Origin of the sequence: Chromobacterium haemolyticum, from assembly GCF_009936155.1 — a bacterium.
GTDB lineage: Bacteria > Pseudomonadota > Gammaproteobacteria > Burkholderiales > Chromobacteriaceae > Chromobacterium > Chromobacterium haemolyticum.
On the sequence record NZ_AP019312.1, the window covers coordinates 745,990 to 760,499 of the forward strand.

Below are 14,510 nucleotides of genomic sequence, written 5' to 3' on the forward strand. Positions count from 1 at the left end.
CCTTGGCCCGCGGGGCTTTTTCTTGCGCGGCCTTGGCCGACTTGGCGCATTGCTCGCTATAACTAACAATAAGTTACCAAGATAACGACAGGCCCGAGCCATGTCTTTGCCGATCAGCCAGCTGGACAGCTACACCATGCTGCATGTGATGCGCTCCACCCACCTGTCTGTGCCGCACGCCTTGTTGGGCGCGGCTTTACTGACCGGTCTGGAATGGGGAAGGGCGCCGCTCGCGGCCGCCTTGCTGTGGCTGTTGCTTTTCAGCCTGCTGCTGCTGAGCCTGTGGGGCACCACTTGGCGCGCCAGCCGTTGCCCCGAACACGACGATTGGCAGATCGCCGCCTTGTACCGGCGTTTTTCAGCGCAGATCGTCGCCGCGGGCTCGGGCTGGGGCGTCGCGGCCTGGATTCTGATGCCCGGCGACGACCTGACATACAGCCTGATCGTGGTGCTGTGGGGCATTGCGGTCAGCGCGGTGCAAGGCGCGATGCTGTCGGCGCGCCGCGAGCTGTTTTACGGCTTCGTCGGTCCGCTCTGGGGCTTGCTGCTGCTGCGTTTGTTTCTCTCTCCGGAACCGGTGTTGCGCTGGGTGGGCGCTTCCGGCCTCGTCTATTGCCTGTCGCTGACGCTGTTCACTTCTTTGTTGCATCGCTTTGCGCTGGAATCCATGGGACAGCGCGCAGAAAACGCCAGCCTGATGCGAGAGTTGACGTTGGAGCAGGCGCAGTTGGATAGTTACAACGCGATGCTGGAGCAGAAAAACATAGAACTGGACGGGGCGGTGGAGCGCATCAGCGAGCTGGCCTCGCGCGATCCCTTGACCGGCGTGTTGAACATGCGTTCCTTGATGCGGGAAATGGAGCGCTTGCTGGAGCATTCGGAAACCCAGGGCGCGCCTTTCGCCATCGCCATCATCGATCTGGACCATTTCAAGCGCATCAACGACAGTTGCGGCCATGCGCGCGGCGACGAGGTGCTGCAACAGCTGTGCGCGCTGGCGCAGCAGGCGCTGGCGGACGGCGAGCTGTTCGGCCGTTACGGCGGGGAGGAGTTCCTGCTGCTGGCGCCTGCCTGCAGCGGCTCCGAGTTGAACCGGCGCATGGAAGCGCTGCGCGGCAAGGTGGGCGGCTGGGACTGGAGGCGTCTGACCGGCGACTTGCCCGTGACCTTGTCCTGCGGCGTGGCCGCCTGGCGGCGGGGCGTGGACCCGCTGAGTCTGCTGCAACAGGCGGACAAGGCGCTGTATCAAGCCAAGGCGCAGGGGCGCGACCGCGTCTGCCTGGCGAGAGAGGCCGAGGCGTGAGGCGGAGACTGGGCATTCTGATGCCGTTTCCCTGGCAAGCGCCTCATCCGCAGTTGGAGGCGGAATTGGTGCGTCAGTTCGTTTCCATGCTCCAGCTCTCGATTCTGCAATCTTTCATCGCCATCCCGCTGTTTGGTCTGCTGATGTTCGGGCATGCGCCCGGCTGGCGCATCTTGAGCTGGGTGGGGATGTTCCTGTTGATGCAATTGCTGTTCGCGCGCCTGGTTTATCGTTTTCGCCGTGACGCGCATAGCCAGGACCAAGTGTTCCGGCATTATCAGGCGCTGCGGCAGTTGATGCTGTTCAGCGCGCTGGTGTGGAGCATGATGATGTGGTTCATGTTTCCCCAGACGGAGGGGCCTTACCGCATCGTGGTGGTGCTGTGGCTGGCCGGCGGCTTCGCCGCGGTCTGCCTGCTGCTGGCCCCGTGCCGCGATCTGCACCTGACGTTTTTCGTCGGTTACTGGATATACCCGCTGTATCGTTTCCACTGCGAGGGCACTTTGCTGTACAGCGCTTTGCTGGTGGGCGCGGTGATCTTCATCCTGGTGCAGTGGGAATTCCTGTCCAGCTTCAATCCCCTGCTGCGCGACACCGTGAGGCTGCGCGAGCGCAATGCGGTGGTGCTGCGCTGCCTGCAAGCGCTGTACGCGGAAAGCGCGGCCAAGCGGGAACTGCTGGAACAGCGCAGGCAGATGTTGCAGCAGGCGGCAGAGCAGATGAATCTGCTGGCGGACTCCGACGTGTTGACCGGCTGCTTGAATCAGCGGGCCTTGCGTTGCCGGATGGCGGAACTGGATCAGTCCAACGAGGCGGTCTGGAGCCTGGCGATGTTGGATCTGGACGAGTTCAAGCAAGTGAACGACCGCTTTGGCCATTTGGTGGGCGACCAGGTGTTGCAGCAGGCGGCGCAGCTCATTGCCTCCTGTCTGGAGGGCTGGATGACGCTGGCGCGCTATGGCGGAGAGGAGTTTGTGGTGCTGGCCCCTGGCTTGGCGCCTGAGAGGCTGGCGGAGAAGATGGAGGCGGTCAGGCTGCGCCTGGCCCAAGCTCAACTGGACGGATTGCCCGACGGCTACGCGCAGACGGTGTCCATCGGCGTGGCGGGCCAGCCGCCGCTGAACGGCAGCCAGCAGGCTTTGCTGCAGGCGGACGCCGCCTTGTACCGGGCCAAAGCATCCGGTCGCAACCGGGTGTGCGTGTGGGATGCTGAGCCGGAGCGGGGTTAGAACCTGTTCACGATCTGCTGCGCGTCGTGAAGCGTTGCACGGTGAGTACAAGCTCAAAATGCTCATGTACCACGTGTACATTCCGCTTTTTCGCTCGTTTTCGCCTTGTCTCGCTCTTGCTCGCGAGATTTTGAACAGGCTCTAAGACAGTCACCGCCGCAAATGTCACGACGCAACGGAAAACCGCCGCGCGGGAGGTGTTTCAGCTCAGCGGCAGCTTGGCCTTGACCGTGCGCATCATCGCGGGCTGGGCGGCGGCGACAGGGTGCAGCCCGTCCGGTTGGAACTGGGACAAATCGGCCTCGAAGCCGGCCACCAGCAAGGGCACGAAGGAGAGGCGCTCGCGTTTGGCCAAGTCGGCGTAGGCTTTGCGGAACTCGGCGCCATATTGCGGGCCATAGTTCGGGGGCAGGGCCATGCCCACCAGCACCACCTTGGCCTTGCTTTGTTTGGCCAAGGCGATCATCTTGGACAGGTTGCCGCGCATCTGTTCCAGCGGCAGGCCGCGCAGCCCGTCGTTGGCGCCTAGCTCCAGCACCAGGATGTCCGGGCGATGGCGCGCCAGCGCGTCTGGCAACCTGGCCAGGCCGCCGGCGGTGGTTTCGCCTGAGATGCTGGCATTGACGATGCGGTGCTTCGCCCCCATCTCCTTGGCGAGCAGGCTGACCCAGCCCTGGCCGGGAGACAGGCCGTAACCGGCGGACAGGCTGTCTCCGAAGACCAATATCGTGGCGGCGGACGCCGGCAACATCAGCAGGCACAGGCCGGCGGAAAGTAGAACTTTGCTTAGTATCGAGCGCATAAATGAATCCAATTGAAACTCAGGCGGTGTTGGCGGCCAGCGAGCTGGCCAAGCAGGTGCATTTCCACGGCGAGCCGCTGAACATCCTGCGCAGCGCCACGCTAACCCTGTATCCGGGCGAGAGCGTGGCCATCGTCGGCGCTTCCGGTTCCGGCAAGTCTACCCTGTTGTCCCTGTTGGCGGGTCTGGATCATCCGTCCGGCGGCGAGGTGTCCTTGTTTGGCCAAGCCTTGTCCGGCTTGAGCGAAGACGCGCGCGCGCTGCTGCGCAGAGACAAGGTGGGGTTCGTGTTCCAGAATTTCCAGCTGATGCCGCAACTGACCGCGCAGGAAAACGTGATGCTGCCGCTGGAGCTGGCCGGCCGCGCCGACGCGCGCGAAGCGGCGCGCCAGATGCTGGACCGCGTCGGCCTCAGCCATAGGCTGGGCCATTATCCGCGCCACCTGTCCGGCGGCGAGCAGCAACGGGTCGCCTTGGCGCGCGCTTTTGTCATTCACCCCGGGCTGTTGTTCGCCGACGAGCCCACCGGCAATCTGGACCCGCACAGCGGCCGCCAGATCATCGATCTGCTGTTCCAGCTCAACGCCGAGCAGGGCACCGCTCTGGTGCTGGTCACCCACGACACCGAGCTGGCCAGCCGCTGCGACGCCATCTACCGGCTGGTGGAAGGCAAGCTCAACGGGGCGCGCTCATGACTCTCGCCGGCCGCTTAACCTTGGTGTTGCGCTTCATCCGCCGCGAACTGGTGTCCGGCGAGCTCACCATCCTGGCCCTGGCCCTGGTAGTGGCGGTGATGGCGATGAGCAGCGTGGCCTTTTTCTCCGACCGCGTAGAGCGCGCGCTGACCACCCAGGCCACGCAGCTGCTGGCCGCGGACTTGGTGCTCAACGGCAATCAGCCGGCGCCGGAGCCTATCCGCCGCGAAGCGGAGAAGCGGGGCCTGCGGCTGGCCGACAACATCAGCTTTCCTTCCATGGTGTTTTCCGGCGGCCAGGCGGCTTTGGCCACGTATAAATCGGTCAGCGACAACTATCCCCTGCGCGGTGAAGTCAGCGTGAGGCTGGCCGACGGCCGCATCGCCAGCGGCAGCTTGCGACCGGCCGCGGGCACTGCCTGGGCCGACGCCAGGCTGATGCGGCGCTTGAAGCTGAAGCTGGGCGACACCCTGGGCGTGGGAGGCGCGCAACTGCGGCTGGCCGGCGAAATCATCCGCGAGCCGGACGGCGCGATGGATTTGTACAACTTCGTGCCGCGGCTGATGTTCAACCGCGCCGACCTCGCCGCCACCGGCCTGATCCAGGAAGGCAGCCGCGCGCGCTGGCGCTTGATGTTCGCCGGCGACGATCGCGGCATCGCCGATTTCCGCCAGTGGCTGGACAAGGCCAAGCCCAAAGACGCGCGGCTGGAAAACGTCGAGGAGGCGAGGCCGGAGGTGCGCACAGCGCTGGAGCGCGCGCGGCGCTTTCTCGGCCTGACCGCGATGCTGACCGTGGCGCTGGCTGCGTCAGCGGTGGCGCTGGTGGTTCGCCGTTACCTGGCGCGCCATTGGCAGCAGGTGGCGGTGTTGCGCTGCCTGGGTCTGACGGCGGGCGAGGTGTGGGGCTTGTTCGTCAGCCTGTTTCTATTGTTGGGTCTGCTGGCCGGCGCTTTGGGCACCGCCGGCGGCTTCGGCGTGCAACTGGCGCTGATGCGGCTGGCCAGCGGTTATGTCGGCGAGATTCTGCCGGATCCGGGCTGGCTGACCTGGCTGGTGGGGCCGTTGGCCTCGCTGGTGTTGCTGGCCGGCCTGGCTCTGCCGCCCTTGATGGGTATACGCGACGTGCCGCCGGCGGCGGTGCTGCGCGATGAATTGACGCCGACGCGTCAGGGTCTGCTGGCGCCCTTGCTGGCCCTGGTGGCGCTGCTGGGCCTGGCCGCCTGGCAAGTTGGCGACCTGGCTGTGGCCGGCTGGCTGCTGGCCGGCATGCTGGGTTTCTTCGCCGCGGTGGGCGCGCTGGCGCTGGGCGTGGTCTATCTGATGCGGCGGCTGCCGCGCGGACGCCGCGTGGGCTGGCGCTTCGGCATCGCCAATATCGCCCGCCGTCACTGGCTGGCGGTGATCCAGATCGTGTCCTTGTCGGTGGGCCTGATGGCCTTGCTGACGCTGACCATTGTGCGCGACGACCTGATCGGCGCCTGGCAACGCAGCGTGCCGGCGGACGCGCCGAATAAATTCGTCATCAATATTCAGCGCCACCAGCTCGACGGCGTGCGCAACGCCTTCGCCGCGGAGGGACGCGCGGCGCCTGAATTGGCGCCCATGGTGCGGGCGCGGCTGATCGCGATCAACGAGCGCCCGGTGCGGCCATCCGCGTATGAGGACGAACGCGCGCGGCGCTTGGCCGAGCGGGAGTTCAACCTCTCTTGGCGCGATGAGTTGCCGCCGGGCAACAAGCTGACGGCGGGCCAGTGGTGGCCAGTTCAGAAACGGATTCCGCCGCAGTTCTCGGTGGAACGGGAACTGGCCGGCACTTTGGGCATCAAGCTGGGCGATACGCTGGTTTTCGATCTGGCCGGCACCGCTTACCGCGCCAAGGTCACCAGTTTGCGCGAAGTGCCGTGGGACAGCTTCCGCGTCAATTTCTTCGTGATCGGCACGCCCGGTCAGTTCAGTCAGCAGCCGGCCAGTTGGATCACCAGCTTCCGGCTGGAGGCGGCGGACGAGGATTTCGTCAATCGCCTGGTGGGCGAGTTTCCCAATCTGACCGTGATCGACGTCGGGGCGATCCTGACCGAGGTGAGGGCGATGATGGACAAGCTGTCGCGCGGCATCGAGGCCATGTTCGGCCTGGCCTTGGCCGCCGGCGTGCTGGTGTTGTGGGCGTCGCTGGCGGCCACTCGCGACGAGAGGCTGTTCGATGTCGGCCTGATGCGGGCGCTGGGGGCGTCGCGGCGGCAGGTGCGCAGCGTGGTGCTGGCGGAACTGGCCTGGCTGGGCGCGTTTTCCGGTTTATTGGCGGCATTGGGCGCGATGGGCATCGGCGCTTTGGCTTCGGTCAAATTGTTCAACCTGCCCTTGGTGTTCAATCCGTGGCTGTTGCCCGCCGGCATCGCCTGTGGCGCGCTGGTGGTGGTGGTGGCCGGTTGGCCGCTCGTCGGGAGAGTGACCCGGACTTCGCCGATGGCGGTGTTGAGAGCGATTTGAGTTTGGTGGTCAAAGCTGAGAGTCAAGCGGGGCGAAACCCGCAAGGAGACGCATGATGGATGCGATAGTACAGGCGGCAATGGCCAAGTGGCCGAACGTGCCCGCCGTGTTTGGCTGGTTGCGGCTGGACGCGCGCGGCCAGTGGTGGATCAAGGACGAGCGCTTGCAGCATGAGGCGATGACCGAGTTTTTTGGCCGCAACTACAGCCGCGACGGTCTGGGGCGCTGTTATGTGCAGAACGGGCCGCAAAAAGTCTATGTGACGCTGGACGCCGCGCCGCTGGTGGCGCGGCGCACTCCGTCGGGTTGGAGCACGCTGCCGTACGACGACGACGTGCCTGCGCGCTCCGCCTGGCTGACGCCGGAAGGCATGTTGTTGATCGAGATCGGCGGCGAGCTGGCGGCGGTGGATGACCGCGACCTGGCCGCGGTGCTGGAAGAAGGGGCGCCGGGCTGGGACGGCGACATGGCCTCGTTGCCGGACAGGCTGGCGCTGGGCAAGGCGGCGATTCCGCTGGGGAAGGAGAGCCTGCCGGATTTGTGGCTGCGTTACGGCATCGTCGGACGGCCCAAAGGCTGAGCCGTTTCACCGTCAAACAAAACCCCGGGCTTGCCCGGGGTTTTGTTTGGTCCGCGGATGGCTTAGAACCTGTTTACGATCTCGCGAACAAGGGCGAAACAAGGCGAAAACGGCTGAGAACGCCGAATGTACATGGCGTACATGAGCATTTTGAGCTTGCACTCACCGTGCAACGCTCCACGAAGCGCAGCAGACTTTGAACAAGCTCTTAGAGCGGACGCGACTCCACCTGCACCAGACGCTTGCGCCCAGCCAACATGCCCATGGCGAAGGTGGCGGCGGAGATGAGTGTGAATAACAGACCCAGCGGCCACAAGCTGTGGGTCTGGTCGCGGATCAGGCCTACGCTGAGCGGACCGAGAGAAGCCAGTGCATAGCCGACGCCCTGGGCCATGCCGGACAGATGAGCGGCCACATGGGGATCCGGCGAGCGCAACGCCAGCAGGCTCAACGCCATGCTGAACAGGCCGCCTTGGCCCAGACCCAGCAGCACCGCCCAGAACAGCAGGCTGTCTGTCGGCGCGAACAGCATGCCGAGCAGGCCGCTGATCACCAGCGCCACGGTGACGGCGATCGGCGGGCGCTGGTCGCGACAGCGCTGTCCCAGCGCCGGCACCAGCAGCGAGGACACCACCTGCACCATGATGGAAATGGACAGCAGCAGGCCGGCGTGCAGCGCGGTCTCGCCGCGGTCTATCAGGATGGACGGCAGCCAGCCGAACACGATGTAGGCCATCGACGACTGCAAACCCATGAACAAGGTGACTTGCCAGGCCAAGGGATCGCGCAGCAAGCCGCGCACCAGCCATTGACCGTGATGGGACGCCTGCCGGATCCGCGTTTGCGGCCACCACACCAGCAAGGCCAGCAGCGCCGGGCTGGCCCAGATCGCCAACGCGCCTTGCCAGCTGTCGCCCATCCAGCGCATTGCCGGTACGGTGAGACCGGCGGCCAGCGCCGCGCCCAGGCACAGCGCCATGGTGTAGACCCCGGTCATCAGGCTGACCTGAGCGGGGAAGTCGCGTTTGACAATGCCGGGCAGCAATACGCCGATGACGCCGATGCTGGCGCCGGCCAAGGCCGAACCGGCGAACAGGCCGAATTGACCGAACTGAGTGCGCAGCAAAATGCCCAGCGCCAGCGTCACCAGGATGAGCGCGATGGTTTTTTCGCTGCCCCAGAGGCGGGCCAGCCGCGGCGCCAAGGGGCCGAACAGGCCGAGACAGGCGACCGGCAGCGTGGTGAGCAGGCCGGCCATCAGGCCGCTGAGCCCGCGGCTGGCGGCGACGTCGCGCAGCACTGGGGACAGGCTGGACAGCGCCGGCCGCAGGTTGACGCCGACCAGGATCAGGCCCAGCAGCAACAGCCAGGGACGGTGCAGCGCGGGACGTTGGCTTTGCACGCCGGCGTCGTCTATCTCGGCGTCGATCAGCGTGTCTTCGACCGGCAAATGATCCGGCACGGATTTGGGGGTGGACATGGGTTTTCCTTCTGCGCTTTTGTTGTTGTCGGAGCGGGCTCCCCGCGCCAGGGGGCCGACTCGAATCTGGCTCAAGCCGCGGCGGAGCGATTGAGCAAACGGTCCAGCGCCTCCAGCAGGGGTCGGGTGATGGCGGCGGCGGCGCGCGCGGCCTCGTCCGGCCGGCGCAGCCGGATGGCTTCGTAAATGGCGTGGTGGGCGGCGAGGTCAGGGTCCGGCAGGGCCTCATCGAGGATGGATTGCTGCACGTGTTGGCGCACCGCGCGCGAAAAATAAGCGTAGAGTTCCGCCAGTGCCTGGTTGCCGCTGGCGTTGGCGACGGCGAGATGAAATTCAAGATCTCGTTCGATGAAGTTTTCCAGAGGCTCCTGCGGCAGCCGTTCTCCACGCCGCGCGAGCGCGTCCGCTATCGCGCTGAGATCCGCTTCCGGGCAGCGGCTGGCGGCCAGCCGCGCAGCGTTTTCCTCCAGCATGCAGCGCACTTCCAGATGTTCGCGCAGGCTGGCGCGGCTGATGGCGCGCATGGCGTCGCCGGGGTTGACCGTGGCGCGCACATAGCTGCCGTCGCCCTGGCGCACCTCCAGCAGGCCGGCGTACAGCAGCACCCGCACCGCCTCGCGCACCGTGTTGCGACTGACGCCTAGTTGTTCCGCCAGTTCCGGCTCGGTGGGAATGCGAGCGCCCAGCGGCCAATCGCCGTCCGCCAGCCGCTTGGCGATGTTTTCCACAGCGATGTCGACCAGCGAGCGTTTATAGGGAAGCGCCGACATGACTTGCTCCTGATTCATCCAATCATCCGATGAATTTTAGCGGGACAATACAGTGCCGACAATGCTAAATGGAAAACAAATAGCAAATATCAATCATGCATAAGTGGAGATGCCGTTGCCGCTGTTGCCGGACAGGCCCAGACCGTTGTTCAGAATCTGGGAGCTGACCGCATAGGGTGCCCCTAGGGAGTAGACCATCGCGTACAGCGACAGCGCGCTGATCTGTTGCGCGCTCAGCTGGATGGAGCCGGACTGATTGACCGTCAGGGAGGAGAGATTGGCGGGAATGGTGTTGGACGCCGGGGTGGCGGATTGTCTCAGTTGCAGGCTGAACTGCATTTTTTGCAAGGCGGTCAGGGTTTGAGGGATGGTGCCGTTGCCGTAGGAGGCGTAGCTATTGGCCAGCCAGTTCAACGCTCGGGCAGCGGTGTAGAGCAGGTTGGCCACGCCTTGGGAGTCGCCGCTGTAAGCGCTTTGCAGGCTGTTGTTGCTCAGGCTAAGGCTGCCCATCTGGCCGAACTGTTGCGGATACTGGAAGTTAAGGCCGATCTGGTTCAGCTTGACCAGCAGCGAGCTGCCGTTGCTGTAACTGGCGGCGGCCTGCTGGTTCATGCTACTGGCCAATTGCTTGGCGATGGGGTCGCGGCTGAGCAAGCCGCCGCTGACCAGCAGCGCGTTCAGGCTGCCTTGCAGGGTGTTGAAGGCGTCGGCCAGCGATTGCGCCTGTCCGTTGAGGCCGTTCAGGTCCAGCTTGACCGAGATATTGGTGCTGCCGGTGGACAGCAGGTCCATGGACACCGAGGAGCCCAGCGAGATGCCGCTGTTGCCGGCGTTGGAGCCCGAGGCGCCGTTGATCAGGTAGTTGGCGTTTTGCGCGGCCTGGGTCTGGGTCAGGTTCTGGCCGCTGCCCACCGCCTGGGTTTGGTCGAAAGCGAGACGGGACAGGCCGTTTTGGTCTGTATTGTTGCCGTCGTTATCGCTGACCAGGATCTGAAAGTTGTTGCTGGCGCCGGTCTGGGCGGCGCTGATCTGCAACTGATAATTGCCGGAGGCATTCTGCACGATATTGGCCACCATGCCGACGCCGGAGCCGTTGATGGCGGTGGCGATGCTGGACAGCGTGCCGTTGTTGATGGACAGCGTGGCCGAACTGCCGCTGGGAGTGAAGCTGGTGGCCGAGGTGGGCGAGGTGTAGGCGTAGCTGCCGGTCTTGATGGTCAGGGTACCGCTGCCCACCGCGGTGCTGCTGGTGTCCGGCAAGGTAAAGGCGGTGACTGCGCTGTGCGCCTGCGCCAGCTGCGACACCGATACGCTGTAATTGCCGTTTTGCGCGCCGGCGGCGGTGGAAACGCTGGCCACCGACGGATTGCTGCTGCTGCCGCTGATGGAGTTGTTGACCGCGTACGGGGAATAGATCTGTTGCAGGCTGTCCTGGAAGACGTTCAGGCTGGACAGCAACTGGCCCAGCCCGGAAATCAGCACCACATTGGGATCGGTGCCGGCGCTTTGCGAGCTGTTGCTGCTGCGGATCAGCGGCACAATGGGCGACGAGCCCAATAAACCGCTCAAGAATTGATTGTTATTGCCGAAAAGCGATAACAGCGGATTGTAATTTCCGAGGATATTGTTTGCCATGGCTCACCCGCAGAATCCCTGTTGCCACCTCTCAGTGTAGGCGAAGAATCAGGAATTTGCCGGCGAGCGGGCTGTCCCGGCGGACAGGCCGCCGGGAAGGAGACTTACTTGGCCGGGGCCGCGTCCTTCACGCATTTCTTCACGAAGCTGGCTTTGGCCGCGCCGGCCAGTTTCTTCTCGGCGGCTTTGGCGTCACAGCTTTTTTGGGCGTTGGCGGCGGCGCCGTCTTTCTCGCATTTCTTCAGGAAGCTGCTCTTGGCGGCGCCGGCCAGTTTTTTCTCGGCGGCTTTGGCGTCGCAGGCGGCGTCAGCCAGCGCCAGGTTGGCGGAAGTCAGGGCCAAAACAGCGATCATCAGGTATTTGCGCATGATTCATCCTTAGTAGGGCGGGTTGTCGGTCCCATGACGGGCGAGAAAAACGATACTCCAAGTTATAGCGCATGAACACTGCATTTTGTTGACGTCATGTAACGGCTTGCATCAATAGATATCAGTATCGTTAGCAAAATCGACAACGGGTCAAAGCGCGAACAGGTTCTCAGTCGTAGCGGCGCTGACGCGTGTTGAGACGATAAACCAGGGCTAGGGTGGAGAAGGCGAACAAGACCAGCAATAGCCCCAGACGGTGCGCGCTGGCGTAGTCCGCCTGCTCCACATGGTTGTACAGTGCGATGGAAATGACCCGGGTTTCCCCTTCGATATTGCCGCCTATCATCAGCACCACCCCGAACTCGCCCACGGTGTGGGCGAAGCCCATGCTGGCTGCGGCGAGCACGCCGGAACGGCAGCTAGGCAGAATGACGCGGGTCAGCCGCTGCCAGCGGTTGGCGCCCAGCATCATCGCGGTTTCGATTTCCTCGCGCCGCACCGCGTTGAAGCTGACAATGAGCGGCTGCAGCACGAAGGGCAGGGAATACAGCACCGAGGCGATGATCAGCCCCTGAAAGGTGAAGGCGAGGCCGGGCCAGCCCAGCCAGGCGGTCAGCTGGCCGATGGGACCATGCGGGCCGAAGGCCACCAGTAGATAGAAGCCCAACACCGTGGGCGGCAGCACCAGCGGCAAGGTTGCGCCGGCCTCTATCACCGGTTTGAGGCGGGAACGCGTGCGCGACAGCCACCAGCCCAGCGGCACGCACAGCATGAGCAGGATCAGGGTGCTGATGGCGGCCAGCCGCAGCGTGAGGGCGATGGCCGCCCATTCGGAAGCCGTCATTGCGAGAAGTCGTAGCCCGCTTTCTTGATCAGCGCGCGGGCCTTGTCGCCCTTGAGGAAGGCGAGAAAGGCCCTGGCCGCCGGGGTGTCGCGCACGAGCAGCGCGTCCTGGCGGATGGGCTGATGCAGCTTGGCGGGCACCAGCCAGTAGTGCTTGGAGATGCCTTGCTCCAACAATTGCGCATAAGCGACGAAGGCGAAGTCGGCTCCGCCGACTTGGGCGAACTGCATGGTCTGGCTGATATTGTCGCCGGTGACGAACTTGGGTTTGAGCGCGTCGGCGAGCTTCAGCGCTGTCAGGGTTTCCACCGCGGCGCGGCCATAGGGCGCGGCCGCCGGGTTGGCGATGGCCAGTTTGTTGAAGTTGCCGCCGCGCAGCGCGGCTTCGCCCGCGTCGTCGCGCTGCTTGCTCCACAACGCGAGTTTGCCGATGGCGTAGGTGAAGCGGCTGTCGGGTTTGCCTATCTTGTCGCGCAGCAATTCGGCAGGGCGTTCGTCGTCCGCGGACAGGAACACGTCAAACGGCGCGCCCTGACGGATCTGCGCGGCCAGCTTGCCGGAAGCGCCGCCGCTAGCCTTGATGTCGTGGCCGCTGGCTGCCTTGAACTCCACCGCGACCTTGTCCAGCGTCTGCTGGAAATTGCTGGCGACCGCCACGGTGACGGTGTCGGCGGCGGCGAACAGCGGGGACAGCAACAGCAACAAGCTCAAGACTTTGCGCGGCATGGTCTGCTTCCTGACAGGGTATGAGGCGACCATTATGCCGCCAGCCCGGGCGCTAGCCTACTCCCCAAACGGTGTAGCCGCCGCCAAGTGTTGGGCCATCTGCCGCGCGTGATGGCGGCTCCAAAGGTCGACGCGCTGTTGCAGCCACTCCGCGTTGGAGGGTTGCGCGTCGTCCGGATTTAATTCTTTTCCCAGCAGGTTGACGCCGCCGGCCAGCAGCAATCCGGACTCCGAGTCCTCCAGCTGGCCTATGGTGGAGACTTGGGCGAGGTAGGGGTCGATGTCGTCTGCGAAGCGGGCCAGATTGAGTGAGGCCTGCAATGGCCGCCGCGCATCCGGTCCGGCCAGTTCCCTCAGCATGTCGCCCACCGCCACGCGCAGCCGGGCGATGCCCGGTCCGGCCGCGTCGGCCACCGGCAGCCCCTCGAGGCATAGCGCCCGGGCCAGGCTGTTGCGGTAGCAGGCGTCGAGCCGGTTATGCTCATCCGCCGCCGTGGCCTGCCACTGGCCGTCCGCTTGGCGGCCCAGAAAGATCAGCGGTTCGATCAGGATGCCGTGATAGCGTTTCAGATCAACGCCGGGCTGCAGGTACAACACCTGGCCGGCATGATCCGGGCTGGGGTGGAAGGCTTCGCTGGGCAGCAGGACCAGATTCTCCGGCTTGTCCCCGGCGTGACCGATATTGGCCAGTAAGGCGGAAGCCATCAGCGCGCAGGCGAGTTTAAAGAAGGGTTTCATCGTGCGGGCTCAATGGGGATTGCGTGGGAGATGGACTGCGGCCGCCCAGCGGCGTTCCATCGATATTGTTGCAACTTTGTGACGAGGCGGACTATCGTCATGCGGTTTATTGCGCAGGCGAGGCCGCGCCGTGCCGCGCCGTCGGCGTCAATTGCTGGCGCAGCAACGGGGACCAATCCTGGATCAGCAATTGCCGCCAGCCGTCGTCCTCGTCGCTGGCTTCGGCTTCGGCCTGTGACTGCATGGTGACGCCGCCGGCGACCACGCCTCGTCCCATCGCGTCTTCCAATTGAGACACCGAGGACACCAGTTGCAGATACGGTTCTATATTGGAAGCCATGCAAGGCAGCTGCAGGGCCACGTGGCTGCTGCTCAACGGTTGGCTGTCTTGGGCGATCCGAGACTGGCGCGCCGCCACCGCGATGCGCAAGCGCAGCACGCCTGGGGTGGCGACGTCGGTCAGCGCGATTGGCCAGGCTTGCAACAGCGCGGCCACTTGGCGGCGCAGGATCTGGTTGACGATTTCTTGTTCCGCGGCTTGCAGTAACTGCCAGCCGCCGTCCTGTTGCCGGTTCAGCAGCAACAGCGGTTCCACGATCAGCGCGTGGTAGTCGTTCAGCGCCGCGGGCGATTGCAGGTAAGTCAATTGCTGCGCATGCCGGCCTTGCCGGAAGGCCGCCATAGGCAGGCGCCATAAATCCCTGTCGGTCTGCCGGACTGCCGCCAATCTGGCCAGCGCCGTCCAGGCCACCAATGCGCATCCCAGATTGAAGAATGGCTTCATGAAAAGACTCGCATCATTTAAGCAGTCCATTTAATCAGGTATAGAACGCGAGCAAAACTATGCAAAAT

At 64.5% G+C, this 14,510-nt stretch carries 14 protein-coding genes; 5 read left to right on the forward strand and 9 right to left on the reverse strand.

Annotated features, from left to right (window positions below):
• Positions 1–100 precede the first annotated feature (100 nt).
• Complete coding sequence (locus tag GYH29_RS03305; protein ID WP_107732815.1) at positions 101–1,303, forward strand: GGDEF domain-containing protein; 1,203 nt, start codon at positions 101–103, stop codon at positions 1,301–1,303.
• Positions 1,300–2,532, forward strand: a complete 1,233-nt coding sequence (locus GYH29_RS03310; RefSeq protein ID WP_141113294.1) for a GGDEF domain-containing protein — start codon at positions 1,300–1,302, stop codon at positions 2,530–2,532. The genes GYH29_RS03305 and GYH29_RS03310 overlap by 4 nt, the downstream gene beginning before the upstream one ends.
• Before the next feature lie 202 nt (positions 2,533–2,734).
• Here the strand turns inward: GYH29_RS03310 and GYH29_RS03315 are convergent, their stop codons facing one another.
• Positions 2,735–3,334 carry an arylesterase gene (locus tag GYH29_RS03315; RefSeq protein WP_161523177.1) on the reverse strand — a complete coding sequence of 200 codons (600 nt, stop codon included), beginning with the start codon at positions 3,332–3,334 and terminating at the stop codon, positions 2,735–2,737.
• 2 nt (positions 3,335–3,336) lie between these two features.
• On the opposite strand from GYH29_RS03315, the gene GYH29_RS03320 reads away from it, so the two are divergent.
• The 3 genes from GYH29_RS03320 to GYH29_RS03330 are packed head-to-tail and all read left to right on the forward strand — an operon-like array spanning position 3,337 to position 7,098.
• Positions 3,337–4,029: an ABC transporter ATP-binding protein gene (locus tag GYH29_RS03320; protein ID WP_019101893.1), complete on the forward strand. Its 693-nt coding sequence runs from the start codon at positions 3,337–3,339 to the stop codon at positions 4,027–4,029.
• A complete protein-coding gene (locus GYH29_RS03325; protein WP_043592834.1) occupies positions 4,026–6,518 on the forward strand; it encodes an ABC transporter permease in 2,493 nt (830 codons plus the stop codon). Before GYH29_RS03320 ends, GYH29_RS03325 begins: the two co-directional genes overlap by 4 nt.
• Before the next feature lie 55 nt (positions 6,519–6,573).
• A complete protein-coding gene (locus GYH29_RS03330) occupies positions 6,574–7,098 on the forward strand; it encodes a DUF2946 family protein (RefSeq protein ID WP_043592832.1) in 525 nt (174 codons plus the stop codon).
• 208 nt (positions 7,099–7,306) lie between these two features.
• Here GYH29_RS03330 and GYH29_RS03335 read toward each other — a convergent pair whose 3' ends face one another.
• The 8 genes from GYH29_RS03335 to GYH29_RS03370 form a co-directional block, all read right to left on the reverse strand.
• On the reverse strand, positions 7,307–8,578 hold the full coding sequence (locus GYH29_RS03335; protein WP_019101890.1) for a CynX/NimT family MFS transporter: 1,272 nt from the start codon (positions 8,576–8,578) through the stop codon (positions 7,307–7,309).
• A gap of 71 nt (positions 8,579–8,649) precedes the next feature.
• Positions 8,650–9,348, reverse strand: a complete 699-nt coding sequence (locus GYH29_RS03340) for a FadR/GntR family transcriptional regulator (protein WP_043592880.1) — start codon at positions 9,346–9,348, stop codon at positions 8,650–8,652.
• Positions 9,349–9,441: 93 nt separating this feature from the next.
• A complete protein-coding gene (fliD, locus tag GYH29_RS03345; RefSeq protein WP_161523178.1) occupies positions 9,442–10,917 on the reverse strand; it encodes a flagellar filament capping protein FliD in 1,476 nt (491 codons plus the stop codon).
• A gap of 170 nt (positions 10,918–11,087) precedes the next feature.
• Entirely contained in the window at positions 11,088–11,351 is a 264-nt protein-coding gene (locus GYH29_RS03350; RefSeq protein WP_019101887.1) for a hypothetical protein, read from the reverse strand.
• A gap of 169 nt (positions 11,352–11,520) precedes the next feature.
• On the reverse strand, positions 11,521–12,195 hold the full coding sequence (gene modB / locus GYH29_RS03355) for a molybdate ABC transporter permease subunit (protein WP_081576302.1): 675 nt from the start codon (positions 12,193–12,195) through the stop codon (positions 11,521–11,523).
• Positions 12,192–12,920 (reverse strand): molybdate ABC transporter substrate-binding protein, encoded by a 729-nt coding sequence (modA, locus tag GYH29_RS03360; RefSeq protein WP_107732809.1) that lies wholly within the window; start codon positions 12,918–12,920, stop codon positions 12,192–12,194. Before modA ends, modB begins: the two co-directional genes overlap by 4 nt.
• A gap of 57 nt (positions 12,921–12,977) precedes the next feature.
• A complete protein-coding gene (locus GYH29_RS03365) occupies positions 12,978–13,658 on the reverse strand; it encodes a DUF3313 family protein (RefSeq protein WP_019101884.1) in 681 nt (226 codons plus the stop codon).
• Positions 13,659–13,764: 106 nt separating this feature from the next.
• The gene (locus GYH29_RS03370) at positions 13,765–14,442 is read right to left on the reverse strand and encodes a DUF3313 family protein (RefSeq protein WP_019101883.1); all 678 of its coding nucleotides are present in this window, start codon (positions 14,440–14,442) and stop codon (positions 13,765–13,767) included.
• Positions 14,443–14,510: the final 68 nt, after the last annotated feature.